Below are 12,532 nucleotides of genomic sequence, written 5' to 3'. Positions count from 1 at the left end.
CCCTCCCCCCGGGCGCCGCTGTGCCGGTCACGCCCCTTGCCGACTGCGATCAAGAGAAGAGCGATGAAGATAGGTTTGTTTTATGGCTCCACCACCTGCTACACCGAGATGGCCGCCGAGAAGATCCGCGCCCTCATCGGCCCCGAGCTGGTCGATCTCCACAACATCAAGGATGTGCCCCTCGCCCGCATGCAGGAGTACGACATCCTGATCCTAGGCATCTCCACCTGGGACTTCGGCGAGCTGCAGGAGGACTGGGAATCCCGCTGGGAAGACATCGCCGACCTGCATCTGGAGGGACGCATCATCGCCCTGTTTGGCATGGGCGATCAGCTGGGCTATGGGGAGTGGTATCAGGATGCCCTCGGCCTGCTGCACGATCAGCTGGTCCCCAAGGGGGTCAAGCTGGTGGGCTACTGGCCCAACGAGGGGTACGAGTTTGACGCCTCCAAGGCGCTCATCGACGATGGCCGCCACTTCGTCGGGCTGGCCCTCGATGACGCCAACCAGTACGACCAGACCGAGTCCCGCATCGAGCAGTGGGTCGACCAGATCCTGAGCGAGATCCACGAACTGCTCTGATCCTGGCCGCCTGGATGTTCGACGACGCCAGCCAATGGACGACCAGACCGACCCCGTATCGAGCAGTGGGTCGACCAGATCCTGAGCGAGATCCACGAACTGCTCTGACCCTGGCCGTCTGGATGTTCGACGACGCCAGCCAATGGACGACCAGACCGACCCCGTATCGAGCAGTGGGTCGACCAGATCCTGAGCGAGATCCACGCACTGCTCTGATCCTGGCCGCCTGGATGTTCAACGACGCCGGCCAATGGGCGACCAGACCGACCCCGTATCGAGCAGTGGGCCGACCTCATATAAAACGAGCGCCATGAGCGGCGCCAACCTCCCCTGCCGGTAGCCTGCGCTCGGGCTGCCGGGCGCATAAATCGCACCGATTTTCTCGTTTGGTATCATCGGCTGACGCTATAGCGACTTTTTGCTTCTGGTCTGCAACAATGAGGTCGACACCCCATAACAACACAACGCCGGGTGTCGGAAGCAAACGGACAGACCAGAAAAGGATATTCTATGACTTCATTCTCCCTGTTGGCCCCCGCCATCGCCCGCGACGTGCTCGATCACGCGCTGGCGCTGGGTGCCGACTTCGCCGAGCTGTTTGTGGAGCGCAAGCGCCGCAGCCAGCTCAGCCTGCTCTCCAGCCAGATAGAGAACATCAGCGGTGGTCTCGACTTCGGTATCGGCGTTCGCCTGTGCTACGGCCACAAGGTGCTCTACGGCTACACCAATCTGGCCGATCGCAACGAGCTCTTGCGCATCGTTACCCTGCTGGCGGCCAAGGACAGGCGTGACCCCGTGGTCACCGCCACTGCCTTTGACTTCACCCGCCTGACCGACCGCAACCCCATCGCTCTGCCGCTGTCGGCCGACAAGCTGCTGGAGCAGAAGATCGCCTACCTGCATGCCATGGACGCTACGGCCCGCGCCGAGAACGACAAGGTGAGCCAGTTCTCGGGCAACGTGCTCGGCTGGGAGCAGGAGGTGGAGATCTTCAACAGCGAAGGGGTGCAGGTGAGCGATCGCCGCCACTACAACCGCATCATGGCCCAGACCATCGCCCTGGACGGGGGCGAGCAGAGTGTAGGTTATGAAGCCCCCGGTGCCATGAAGGGATGGGAGCATGCCGAGAGCATCGATCCCCGCGAGCTGGCTCTCACCGCCACCCGCCAGGCACTGGTGAAGCTGGGTGCCGCCCCCTGCCCGAGCGGCAAGCTGCCGGTCATCATGGAGAGCGGCTTTGGCGGCGTCATCTTCCACGAGGCGTGCGGTCACCTGCTGGAGACCACCTCGGTGGCCAAGAAGGCCTCCGTGTTCCACGACAAGATGGGCCAGCTCATCGCCAATCCGGCGGTCAGTGCGGTGGACGAGGGCTTGCAGGGCAACGCCTGGGGCTCCATCAACGTCGATGACGAGGGGATGGCGACCCAGCACACCCAGCTCATCAAGGACGGCGTGCTGACCGGCTTCCTGGTGGACAGAATGGGGGCCCTTCGCACCGGCTACGCCCGCACCGGTTCCGGGCGCCGGGAATCCTACAAGTTCGCCCCTGCCTCCCGCATGCGCAACACCTATATCGAACCGGGCAACTACAGCCTCGACGACATGCTGGCAACCGTGGAGCACGGCATCTATGCCAAGCGGATGGGGGGGGGCTCTGTGCAGCCCGGTACCGGCGAGTTCAATTTCAACGTGCAGGAGGCCTACCTCATCGAGGGGGGCAGGATCACCCGGCCCCTCAAGTCGGCCACCCTGATCGGCACCGGCCCGCAGGTATTGAAGGAGATCTCCATGGTGGGGCGCGATCTGGCCCTCTCCGCCGGCATGTGCGGCTCGGTCTCCGGATCCATTCCCGCCTCGGTCGGCCAACCGCCGCTCAAGGTTGACAGCATTCTGGTCGGAGGGAACGCCTGATGAACATCCATTACACTCTGTGCGGTTCCATCTCCCGCCTCATTCGCGTTTCAGTCAGCCCGTCGCCGCTCAAGGTTGACAATATCCTGGTCGGAGGGAACGCCTGATGAGCCAACTCGACATGAACCAACTGCTTGCCCGTCTATTGGACCAGGTCGCCGATCTGGGTGCCGAGGCAGACGTCATCGCCAATCAGGAGAAGGCCTTCTCCCTCAAGGCCGACAAGGGCGAGCTCAGTGAATACAAGGTCACCAGCAGCCAGCAGATCGGCATTCGCCTCATCAAGGAAGGCCGGGTCGGCATCGCCTATTCCGAGTCCCTCGACGCGTCGGCCCTGGACGCCATGGTGCAGGATGCGCTCGATGCGAGCCGCTTCGCCAAGGTGGACCCGGATCAGCGCATCACAGTGCAGCAGAGCAGGCTCATCACCGACTGCGCCGAGATACATCAGGCCGACACCACGGCGGTGGAAGAGAAGATCGCCCTGACCCTGTGCCTCGAGTCCGACATGCTGGCCCTGCCGGACGTGACCGGCGCCCCCTACAACGGCTTCTTCGAGGGGGAGAGCCGCCTCTGGCTTGCCAACAGCCAGGGCAGCCTCTGTGAACATCAGGAATTCAGCGTCGGCTGCCACAGCTCCGCTCTCATCGAGCGGGAGGGCCGCCAGTCCATGCACTACCAGGGACAGTACGCACGGCGCTTCGACGAGTTGGAGAGCCAGCCTCTCATCCGCCAGATCCACGCCGTGGCCGATGGCCTGCTGATGGGTGAGGCGGTGCCGAGCGGTCGCTACAGCGTCATCTTCAGCACCCACTGCTTTGCCAGCCTGTTTGGCTGCTTCCAGTCCGCCCTGTCTGGCAAGTGGGCCCAGCAGGGGATCAACCCCTGGCGCGACAAGCTGGGCCAAAGCGTGGCGTCTCGCTGGCTCACCCTGGAGAGCCGTGCCTATATGCCGGGGGGCATGAAGATCAAGGCGTTTGACGGCGAAGGAGCCGCCACCTCGGATCTCCTGCTCATCGGCGAGGGGGAGCTCAAGACCCTGCTGCACAACAGCGCCACCGCCCGCCACTTCGGCGTGACGAGCAACGGTGCAGCCGCCCGCAGTGCCCGCAGTGCCCTGGACGTGGCCCCTCGTCACCTGGTGTTCGGGCTCGGCCCCCACGACGAGGCCGAGGTACAAAGCGGTGAGTACCTGGAGCTGGTCAAGCTGGACGGCTTGCACTCCGGGGCCGATGCGGTGAGCGGCGACTTCTCGTTCGGCGCCTCCGGCTTCCTCTGCCGAAATGGCGAGCGCGTGGCGCCGGTACGCGGCATCACGGTGGCAGGCAACTTCTATCGCCTGCTCGGGGAGCTGGAAGCGGTCGGCAACCAGCTGCACCACGACGATGGCAAGGACTTCTATGCCCCGCTGATCCGCTTTGGCGGGCTCAGCATTGCCGGCAAATAAGAGGGGGAGCCTTACTCGGCTCTTCCCCCTTCAAGCGGCGCCATCAGGCGCCGCTTTTTTTATCCATGGCGCCCCCCGACAGCCACTTCTAACCTCAAAGAGCCACCGACCGCGTTGGCCGGGAACTCTGGAGAATACGACGATGGACAACACCCTGGTCTGGGCCGATATTCCGACACGGGATCTGGATCGCGCCATGGACTTCTACTCGGCCCTGCTCGATGTGCAGGTCACCCCCATCCAGGAAGAGACCATGCGCTTTGCCATGCTGCGCCACGACGGCAGCAACGCGGCGGCCTGTCTCGGCCCCATGGACAAATATCACCAGCCCGGCGGTGCCGGTCCCCTCATCTATCTCTCCCTCGGTGACAGGCTGCAGGAGGCGGAGCTGCTGGTCCCCCGGCTCGGCGGGCGGGTGCTGGAGCCTCTGCACAGCATCGGCAGCGGTCATGGCTCCAGAGTCATCATCGAGGATACCGAAGGCAACTGGCTGGCCCTCTATGCCCCACCAGCCAGCTGACGTCCGGATACGCAGAAACAACAACGGCGACCTGATGGTCGCCGTTGTTGTTTAACTGTACTTGCCGGCCATTACGCCTCTGGATTGAGGCGGGTCGGGATGCCGGTACGCTGTTCCAGCACCTGCTTGACCACGTTGGAATCGCTGTCAGCGTGGGCGATGAAGCGGGTGGTCGCCGGGGTCATGGGCAGCGGCACGGAGGCGGTGGAGTTGAACTCTTCCTCGGTGCGCGACAGCGGCTCGTGCACTTCCATGTAGCGACCGCCATCCGGCTCGACCGTGGTCTTGACCGGCTGGTTGACGAACTGGACGCGGGTGCCGACCGGCACGTGATCGAACAGGAACTTGATGTCGTCGGCGCGCAGGCGCACGCAGCCGCTGCTCACCCGCAGACCGATGCCGAAGGTGGCGTTGGTGCCGTGGATGGCGTACAGGTTCCCGATGTAGAGCGCGTGCAGGCCCATGGGGTTGTCCGGGCCGGCCGGCCAGACCGCGGGCAGGGTCTTGCCCTGGGCGGCGTAGCGGCGACGGATATTCTCGGTCGGGGTCCAGGTCGGGTTGGCACGCTTGCGCTCAACCTTGGTGATCCAGTTCTCAGGGGTGTTGACCCCGAGCTGGCCGATGCCGATGGGCAGCACATGCACCACGTTCTTGCCCTTCGGGTAGTAGTAGAGACGCATCTCCGCCACGTTGATGACGATCCCTTCGCGGGGAGCGTTGGGCAGGATCAGCTGATGGGGAATGATCAGCGTGCTGCCCGCCTTGGGCAGGTAGGGGTCGACGCCCGGGTTGGCTTCCATGATGTTGGTCAGACCCAGCTGGAAGTCGGAGGCGATCTGCTCCAGCGGACGGTTGTCTGCGGGCACCACGTATTCCTGGTTCTCACCGATCAGGCGGCTGTTGGCTGCAGGCAGCTGGTATTCAACGGCGGCGGCCTGCTGGCTGACCAGCGCCAGCGTACATAAAAGAGCCGAAGCGGCAATGCGAAGGGGATTCATAAAATTCCTGTATGGTTTCCTGTTCCTGTGGGCCTTTGCCCTGCTCATCATCGGTCTCTTGTGGGCCCGTCACCGGGGACCAACAACCGAGCGCGCATTCTTTCCCGAGCAGGGCAAAATTTCAACTTGGAGATGGTCTTTTTCGCCGAAAAGATCCATTTCACAGCCAACTCGGGGGCATCTTTCACCCCTTGCACTCTAGCAACCCCAGTCTGAGCGTAAAATGAACATGGCGCAGGCATGCCAAGGCCGCCCCAAATTGCATGACGAGGCGGTCACGAGTACAATCTCGCACCCCGTATATCCGGAGTATCGAGTCACCTCCTGCTCCGATGTACCCCCATCGGATGGGCGTGCGTCGAAGACGGTCGCGCCACCGATGAACCCACACGACGCCATCAGGTGGCGCCGTCCTGATTTGCAATCAGATAAAAGAGTCCAACATGTTCAGACCAGAATTGCTCTCCCCTGCCGGGACCCTCAAGAACATGCGCTACGCCTATGCCTATGGCGCAGACGCCGTCTATGCGGGCCAGCCGCGCTACAGCCTGCGGGTGCGCAACAACGAATTCGATCACGAGAATCTGCAGCTCGGCATCAACGAGGCCCATGCCCTCGGCAAGCAGTTCTATGTGGTGGCCAACATCCAGCCCCACAACTCCAAGCTCAAGACCTTCATCCGCGACATGCGCCCCGTGGTGGAGATGAAGCCGGACGCCCTCATCATGTCCGACCCCGGCCTCATCATGATGATGCGCGAAGCCTTCCCCGACATGCCTATCCACCTCTCGGTGCAGGCCAACGCGGTCAACTGGGCCACGGTGAAGTTCTGGCATCAGATGGGCCTGACCCGTGCCATCCTCTCCCGCGAGCTGTCTCTCGACGAGATCGAGGAGATCCGCATGCAGGTGCCGGAGATGGAACTGGAAGTCTTCGTCCACGGGGCGCTGTGCATGGCCTACTCCGGCCGCTGCCTGCTCTCCGGCTACATCAACAAGCGTGACCCCAACCAGGGTACCTGCACCAACTCCTGCCGCTGGGAGTACAAGGTGCACGAGGGCAAGGAAGATGACGTGGGCCAGATCGTCCACCGCCAGGAGCCCATCGCCGTACAAAAGGTGGATCCGACCCTGGGCGCAGGCAAGCCGACCGATGCCCTGGTGCTGCTGGAGGAGTCCAACCGCCCGGGCGAGTTCATGACTGCGTTTGAAGACGAGCACGGTACCTACATCATGAACTCCAAGGATTTGCGCGCCGTCGAGCACGTCGAGCGCCTGACCAAAATGGGCGTTCATTCCCTGAAAATCGAAGGCCGTACCAAGTCCTTCTACTATTGCGCCCGTACCGCCCAGGTCTATCGCAAGGCCATCGACGATGCGGTGGCTGGCCGTCCGTTCGATCCGACCCTGATGGGCACCCTCGAGAACCTGGCCCACCGCGGCTACACCGAGGGCTTCCTGCGCCGTCACAACCACAGCGAATACCAGAACTACGACTACGGTTACTCCGTCTCCGACACCCAGCAGTTCGTCGGCGAGATCACCGGTCGCAACGGTGACATGGTCGAGGTCGAGGTGAAGAACAAGTTCCTGCTGGGCAACAGCCTGGAGCTGATGACCCCCCAGGGCAACCTCAGCTTCAACCTGGAGCAGATGCAGAACCGCAAGGGCGAGCTCATCGACACCGCACCGGGTAACGGCCACGTGGTCTACGTGCCGGTTCCCAAGGAGATCGACGTGAATTACGGCATCCTGCTGCGCAACCTCGGCGAGCGCGAGGATACCCGTCAACCTCACTCGGCGGCCTGAGATGGCACTGCTCATCACCGACAAGTGCATCAACTGTGACATGTGCGATCCGGAGTGTCCGAACCAGGCCATCACCCTGGGGAGCAAGATCTACGAGATAGACCCGGATCGCTGCACCGAATGCGTCGGCCACTATGAGAAGCCGACCTGCATCAGCGTCTGCCCTATCGACTGCATCATCTGGGATCCCGCCCATGTGGAGACCGAAGATCAGTTGATGGAGAAGTTCGTGCGGATGCACAGGCAGTAGCTGTAGCACCTGCATCAGCGTCTGCGCCCCATGGACGGCATCCTCCGGGATCCCGTCCATAGGGTGGAGACCGAAGATCAGTTGATGGAGAAATTCGTGCGGATGCACAGGCAGTCAGGGTCTGACACTCGTGGTGTGCATTATCCAGAAATAGAAAAAGCCGGGCATGCCCGGCTTTTTCTATTGCGCTGCCCTTCCCTCAGGGTTTGACCAGTTTTTGCAGCGCCTCGAGTTCGCGCTGGGCTTCCAGCAACTCGGCCTGGGACTCCTCCAGCTTGGACTGCTTCTTGGCAATCTTGTCCGGCTTGCCCGATACCCGTGCGCTCTGCAACTCGGCCAGCCGCTCTTCCACTTCTTCCCTCTGCTTGACTACCTTGCGTTGCTGCTCCTCAAGGAGCCCGGCATCGGTACAATGGGCCTCCAGGTTGCGCAGTGCCCGCTCAAGGCCGGCTACCTGCTCCTGGTTGTTGTGCGCCCTGGCGAACGCAAGCTGATCCGTCACGGCCTGCTGTCTGGCCTTGCAGCCGATGTTTTCACTACCATAGGCTTGTCCGGCCAACAACAATAAGCCTATTCCGGCGATCTTCCACATAACAACCTCTTTGTTCTGTCATACTGGATGGCCGTCCATGAGACCTGACTCCCTGTGTGAGGTCAAGACACACGGTGCCGGGCTACGACAGAGTGTGCTCTGCATCATGCCGGGCCGCTTTCGCCGAGGCTACAATGGCCCTTTCAATCAGGAGAGCCACATGACCCAACACATTCTCATCATTGCCAACGGCGCCCCCTATGGCAGCGAGTCCCTGTTCAATGCCCTGCGCCTCGGCATCGCCCTCAAAGAGGAGGGAAAGGTAGACCTCAACCTCTTCCTGATGTCGGATGCCGTCACTGCGGCCCTCGCCGGGCAGGCTCCGGCCGAGGGCTACAACCTGCGCCAGATGCTGGAGATACTGCTGGCTCAGGGCACCCGGATCCGGCTTTGCAAGAGCTGCACCGATGCGCGCGGCATCACCCCGCTACCCCTTGTCGAGGGCATAGAGATAGGCACCCTCCCCTTGCTGGCCCAATGGACTCTGGCCGCCGACAAGGTGCTGACCTTCTAGCCGTCAGGGCCCGGCCCGGACCAGCGCAGGGCGCGAGGTCCGGGTACTCAGACCATAGAGCATCAGGATCACCAGGCAGAGCAGCGCCATCAGGGCGTAAAGCCAGCTCCCGCCCCAGTGGGCCAGCACCCAGCCTCCCAGCAAGGCCCCCATGGCCACCCCGAGTCCGGAGACGGAGGCCGCCCCGAAATAGCTCCCCTTCAAATGACCAGGCGCCATCTGATCGATCAGCACATTGAGCAAGGGGAAGAGGATGCACTCCCCGACGCTCAGGAGGATCACCGCCACTATCCAGTGCCACCAGATGGCGGTATCCCCCAGCGCAAACTGCAACTGGGCGCCGAGAAAGAGCGCCACCCCGAGTTGCAGCTTGCGCCGCGTGGACCAGCGGGCAGTCAGGTGCAGCAGGGGGAACTGCAGCATCACTATGGTCAGCGCATTGGTCGTCACCAGCCAGCCGATGAGCCGCTCCACCTCCGGCGTCCCCGCGCGGGTCAGATACTGGATGAGGGGCGACTCGAACTGGGCGTAGACCAGCATCAGCAGCAGATTGGCCATGATCAGCAGCAGAAACCCCCTGTCCTGCCAGAGCACCCGCAGCACAGCACGCATGCCGGGCCCGGCCGCCTGGCTGGTGTGGCAACCCGCCAGCCTGAACCCGATGACAAAGACGATACCAAGCAGCAGATAGCTGGCACTGAGCAACAGGAAGGTCTCCTGACGCGCGCTCAGGCCATAGGTGACGCCGAGCAGAGGACCGATGGCCGCCCCCAGGTTGAGCAGGAAATAACGCAGGTGCAGCGCCAGCTCACGGGCTTTGGGCTCGGCCAGATTGTCGGCCATCAGTGCCTTGCCCGGTGAGTCGATGAGACCGTAGGAGAGTCCGCTGCCGATCACCCCGAGTGCCAGCCAGCCCACCTGGTGGGAGAGGCCGAGCAGGGCCACGCTGGCGGCGGAAACCAGGCAGCCGAACAGCAGGATGTTGCGCCGCCCCCATTTGTCCGAGAGCCAGCCGCCATAGAAGCTGACGAGAGTGGAAAGCGCCGCCGTGGCCCCCAGGATGGCGCCTATCAGGGTCGCCGAAAGTCCGTAGTCACGGTAGAGCAGGATGGAGAGAAAGGGCCAGACCATGAAGAAGGTGGTACGCACCATGAAAGTGCCCAGGATGACGATCCAGACCAGGGAAGGAAACTGTCTGAGGTAGGCCCATGACATGCTGCAATTCCTTTTGCCAACGAAGCGGGGTCGTCCCTTATATCAAGGGGCGCCAAAAGGAACAAGGAGACAATCTGCGCCATGCCGGGCGACAGGCACAAAAAAGCCGACCCAAGGGTCGGCTCTTTCACATACGGCAGCCTTATTCGGCAGCCGGCTCTTCGACGGCAACGGCAGCAGGAGCAGCAGCCGCTTCGGTCGGTGCGTTCGCTTCCTTGATGGAGAGACGCACACGGCCCTGACGGTCCACTTCCAGTACCTTCACCTTCACCACGTCACCGATTTTCAGGAAGTCGGCCACGTTCTGCACGCGGGCATCGGTGATCTGGGAGATGTGCACCAGACCGTCTTTACCCGGCAGGATGTTGACGAAGGCGCCGAAGTCAGCCAGGCGCACGACCTTGCCTTCGTAGATGCGGTTCACTTCGATCTCGGCGGTGATGGCCTCGATGCGGCGGATCGCTTCCATGGCGGCTTCGTTGGCCACGGCGGAGATGCGAACGGTACCGTCATCATCCAGCTCGATGTTGGTGCCGGTCTCTTCGGTCAGTGCACGGATCACGGAACCACCCTTGCCGATCACGTCCTTGATCTTCTCAGGATTGATCTTGATGGTGTGGATGCGCGGTGCGAAATCGGAGATCTGAGCACGGGGAGCCTGGATAGCTTCGTCCATCACTTTCAGGATGTGCAGACGAGCGCCACGAGCTTGCTTCAGGGCAATCTCCATGATCTCTTTGGTGATGCCTTCGATCTTGATGTCCATTTGCAGCGCGGTCACACCTTCGCTGGTACCGGCTACCTTGAAGTCCATGTCGCCCAGGTGATCTTCGTCACCCAGGATGTCGGACAGCACGACGAAACCTTCTTCTTCCTTCACCAGACCCATGGCGATACCGGCAACGGAGGCCTTGATCGGCACACCGGCATCCATCAGCGCCAGGGAGGAACCACAGACAGACGCCATGGAGGAGGAGCCGTTGGATTCGGTGATTTCAGAGACCACGCGCACCACGTACGGGAACTCGGCGGCGCTCGGCATCACGGCAGCAACGCCGCGCTTGGCCAGACGGCCGTGACCGATCTCACGACGCTTCGGGCTGCCCATCATGCCGGTCTCGCCGACGCAGTAGGGCGGGAAGTTGTAGTGCAGCATGAAGCGATCGGCGCGGTTGCCGGTCAGCTCGTCGATGTTCTGGGCGTCACGCTCGGTACCCAGCGTGGCCACCACGATGGCCTGAGTTTCACCACGGGTGAACAGGGCAGAACCGTGGGCACGGGGCAGGATGCCGGTACCGACGGAGAGGGCGCGGATCATTTCCGGATCGCGACCGTCGATACGCGGCTCACCACGTACTACGCGACCACGGACGATGCGGCTCTCCAGGCTGTGGAACTCTTCGCCGATCTTCTTGGCATCTTCTTCCACGCCGGATGCGATGACTTGCTCGACCACGCGGCCCTTGATGGCTGCGATGGTTTCGTAACGAACAGCCTTCTCGGTGATGCGGTAGGCTTCACCCAGTTCAGCTGTGGCCAGTTCGGCAACTTTGGCTTTCAGCGCTTCGTTGACGGCAGGCGGGGTCCAGTCCCAGGGCTTGGTACCGACGTCGGCAGCGAATTCGTTGATGGCGTTGATCACGGTCTGCATCTGCTCGTGACCGTAGACCACGGCGCCCAGCATCACCTCCTCGGAGAGGATGGCCGCTTCGGACTCCACCATCAGCACCGCATTGGCAGTACCGGCAACCACCAGATCCAGATCGCTCTGGGGCAGTTCGGTGGTGGTCGGGTTCAGCACGTACTGGCCGTTCATGTAACCCACGCGGGCTGCACCGATCGGGCCGCCGAACGGGATGCCGGAGATGGCCAGGGCCGCGGAGGCACCGATCATGGCAACGATGTCGGGAGAAACGGCCGGGTTCACGGACATGACGGTGGCAACCACCTGAACCTCATTGAGGAAGCCTTCCGGGAACAGCGGACGGATGGGACGGTCGATCAGACGGGAGATGAGGGTCTCACCCTCGCTCGGACGGCCTTCACGACGGAAGAAACCACCCGGGATACGACCAGCAGCATAGGTACGCTCCTGATAGTTGACGGTCAGCGGGAAGAAATCACGGCCGTGATCGGCCTCTTTCTTGCCAACGACAGTCACGAAGACACAGGTATCGTCCATGCTGACCATGACGGCCGCAGTGGCTTGACGGGCCATCACACCGGTTTCCAGTGTGACGGTGTGTTGACCGTACTGGAATGACTTTACAATAGGATTCACGTGAGTTTCCTTTTAACAATTTGGCGCTTTAAATTCGCGTGCAAGTATACTTGATTCGCATCAAAAGGTAAGCGCGGACGTCAATTCTGTGAGGCAGGCAACGGCCTGCATCCTGTTTGAAACGGGCAATAAAAAAGGCTATGTCCCAATTACGTGTTGCATCGGGTGCCCTAGCGCCTCATGCAAACACATCTTGGTATTTACCTCCCTGCCGTAACGTTCCAGCATCCTGCGCCAGCCCAGATAATTCCTCAGGTAGTGGGTTGCGACTCCATGGAATCGTTCCATCCACTCCTTCAACCGCCGGTGATATCCGTTCACATGCTGGATGTGGTATGCCCCAATGACTCGCTCACCTCGACGGTTGTACACCACCTGATGTGTTATGCCCCGCGCTTGGCTGAAACTGGCATA

General features: G+C 62.0%; 12 protein-coding genes and 1 pseudogene. 8 read left to right on the top strand and 5 right to left on the bottom strand.

Annotated features, from left to right (window positions below):
* Positions 1 to 63: 63 nt before the first annotated feature.
* The 5 genes from fldB (at position 64) to AB5Y68_RS10695 (ending at position 4,460) form a co-directional block, all read left to right on the top strand.
* Positions 64 to 582, top strand: coding sequence for a flavodoxin FldB (fldB, locus tag AB5Y68_RS10715; RefSeq protein ID WP_041212516.1), 519 nt, complete (start codon positions 64 to 66; stop codon positions 580 to 582).
* Positions 583 to 1,092: 510 nt separating this feature from the next.
* Entirely contained in the window at positions 1,093 to 2,493 is a 1,401-nt protein-coding gene (locus AB5Y68_RS10710) for a TldD/PmbA family protein (RefSeq protein ID WP_039041120.1), read from the top strand.
* Positions 2,493 to 2,600, top strand: coding sequence for a hypothetical protein (locus tag AB5Y68_RS10705; protein WP_039041121.1), 108 nt, complete (start codon positions 2,493 to 2,495; stop codon positions 2,598 to 2,600). Before AB5Y68_RS10710 ends, AB5Y68_RS10705 begins: the two co-directional genes overlap by 1 nt.
* Entirely contained in the window at positions 2,600 to 3,940 is a 1,341-nt protein-coding gene (locus AB5Y68_RS10700; RefSeq protein ID WP_039041122.1) for a TldD/PmbA family protein, read from the top strand. The genes AB5Y68_RS10705 and AB5Y68_RS10700 overlap by 1 nt, the downstream gene beginning before the upstream one ends.
* A gap of 142 nt (positions 3,941 to 4,082) precedes the next feature.
* Positions 4,083 to 4,460 (top strand): VOC family protein, encoded by a 378-nt coding sequence (locus AB5Y68_RS10695; protein ID WP_010673739.1) that lies wholly within the window; start codon positions 4,083 to 4,085, stop codon positions 4,458 to 4,460.
* 71 nt (positions 4,461 to 4,531) lie between these two features.
* On the opposite strand, the gene AB5Y68_RS10690 is transcribed toward AB5Y68_RS10695, so the two are convergent.
* Positions 4,532 to 5,458 carry a L,D-transpeptidase family protein gene (locus AB5Y68_RS10690; RefSeq protein ID WP_039041123.1) on the bottom strand — a complete coding sequence of 309 codons (927 nt, stop codon included), beginning with the start codon at positions 5,456 to 5,458 and terminating at the stop codon, positions 4,532 to 4,534.
* Positions 5,459 to 5,901: 443 nt separating this feature from the next.
* Between AB5Y68_RS10690 and yegQ the strand changes: the two genes are divergently transcribed.
* Complete coding sequence (gene yegQ, locus AB5Y68_RS10685; RefSeq protein ID WP_039041124.1) at positions 5,902 to 7,266, top strand: tRNA 5-hydroxyuridine modification protein YegQ; 1,365 nt, start codon at positions 5,902 to 5,904, stop codon at positions 7,264 to 7,266.
* Position 7,267: 1 nt separating this feature from the next.
* The gene (locus AB5Y68_RS10680) at positions 7,268 to 7,516 is read left to right on the top strand and encodes a YfhL family 4Fe-4S dicluster ferredoxin (protein ID WP_010675358.1); all 249 of its coding nucleotides are present in this window, start codon (positions 7,268 to 7,270) and stop codon (positions 7,514 to 7,516) included.
* A gap of 199 nt (positions 7,517 to 7,715) precedes the next feature.
* Here the strand turns inward: AB5Y68_RS10680 and AB5Y68_RS10675 are convergent, their stop codons facing one another.
* Positions 7,716 to 8,108: a DUF1090 domain-containing protein gene (locus tag AB5Y68_RS10675; RefSeq protein ID WP_039041125.1), complete on the bottom strand. Its 393-nt coding sequence runs from the start codon at positions 8,106 to 8,108 to the stop codon at positions 7,716 to 7,718.
* Between the two features lie 160 nt (positions 8,109 to 8,268).
* On the opposite strand from AB5Y68_RS10675, the gene AB5Y68_RS10670 reads away from it, so the two are divergent.
* Positions 8,269 to 8,622, top strand: a complete 354-nt coding sequence (locus AB5Y68_RS10670; RefSeq protein WP_010675361.1) for a DsrE/DsrF/TusD sulfur relay family protein — start codon at positions 8,269 to 8,271, stop codon at positions 8,620 to 8,622.
* 3 nt (positions 8,623 to 8,625) lie between these two features.
* On the opposite strand, the gene AB5Y68_RS10665 is transcribed toward AB5Y68_RS10670, so the two are convergent.
* The 3 genes and pseudogenes from AB5Y68_RS10665 to AB5Y68_RS10655 form a co-directional block, all read right to left on the bottom strand.
* A complete protein-coding gene (locus tag AB5Y68_RS10665; protein ID WP_039041126.1) occupies positions 8,626 to 9,837 on the bottom strand; it encodes an MFS transporter in 1,212 nt (403 codons plus the stop codon).
* 142 nt (positions 9,838 to 9,979) lie between these two features.
* Positions 9,980 to 12,118 carry a polyribonucleotide nucleotidyltransferase gene (gene pnp, locus AB5Y68_RS10660; protein WP_029314766.1) on the bottom strand — a complete coding sequence of 713 codons (2,139 nt, stop codon included), beginning with the start codon at positions 12,116 to 12,118 and terminating at the stop codon, positions 9,980 to 9,982.
* Positions 12,119 to 12,256: 138 nt separating this feature from the next.
* A pseudogene (locus AB5Y68_RS10655) lies at positions 12,257 to 12,532 on the bottom strand (IS1595 family transposase); the annotation flags it as partial.

The sequence above is a fragment of the Aeromonas sp. R6-1 genome, from assembly GCF_040908165.1.
Lineage (GTDB): Bacteria > Pseudomonadota > Gammaproteobacteria > Enterobacterales > Aeromonadaceae > Aeromonas > Aeromonas caviae.
This window is presented reverse-complemented; position numbering and strand designations above follow the sequence as displayed.

Coding starts and splice junctions, on each gene's coding strand:
- AB5Y68_RS10690 (WP_039041123.1), bottom strand. CDS start 5,458: ATGAATCCCCTTCGCATTGCCGCTTCGGCTCTTTTATGTACGCTGGCG.
- AB5Y68_RS10675 (WP_039041125.1), bottom strand. CDS start 8,108: ATGTGGAAGATCGCCGGAATAGGCTTATTGTTGTTGGCCGGACAAGCC.
- AB5Y68_RS10695 (WP_010673739.1), top strand. CDS start 4,083: ATGGACAACACCCTGGTCTGGGCCGATATTCCGACACGGGATCTGGAT.
- fldB (WP_041212516.1), top strand. CDS start 64: ATGAAGATAGGTTTGTTTTATGGCTCCACCACCTGCTACACCGAGATG.
- AB5Y68_RS10670 (WP_010675361.1), top strand. CDS start 8,269: ATGACCCAACACATTCTCATCATTGCCAACGGCGCCCCCTATGGCAGC.
- AB5Y68_RS10680 (WP_010675358.1), top strand. CDS start 7,268: ATGGCACTGCTCATCACCGACAAGTGCATCAACTGTGACATGTGCGAT.
- AB5Y68_RS10700 (WP_039041122.1), top strand. CDS start 2,600: ATGAGCCAACTCGACATGAACCAACTGCTTGCCCGTCTATTGGACCAG.
- AB5Y68_RS10665 (WP_039041126.1), bottom strand. CDS start 9,837: ATGTCATGGGCCTACCTCAGACAGTTTCCTTCCCTGGTCTGGATCGTC.
- AB5Y68_RS10710 (WP_039041120.1), top strand. CDS start 1,093: ATGACTTCATTCTCCCTGTTGGCCCCCGCCATCGCCCGCGACGTGCTC.
- yegQ (WP_039041124.1), top strand. CDS start 5,902: ATGTTCAGACCAGAATTGCTCTCCCCTGCCGGGACCCTCAAGAACATG.
- AB5Y68_RS10705 (WP_039041121.1), top strand. CDS start 2,493: ATGAACATCCATTACACTCTGTGCGGTTCCATCTCCCGCCTCATTCGC.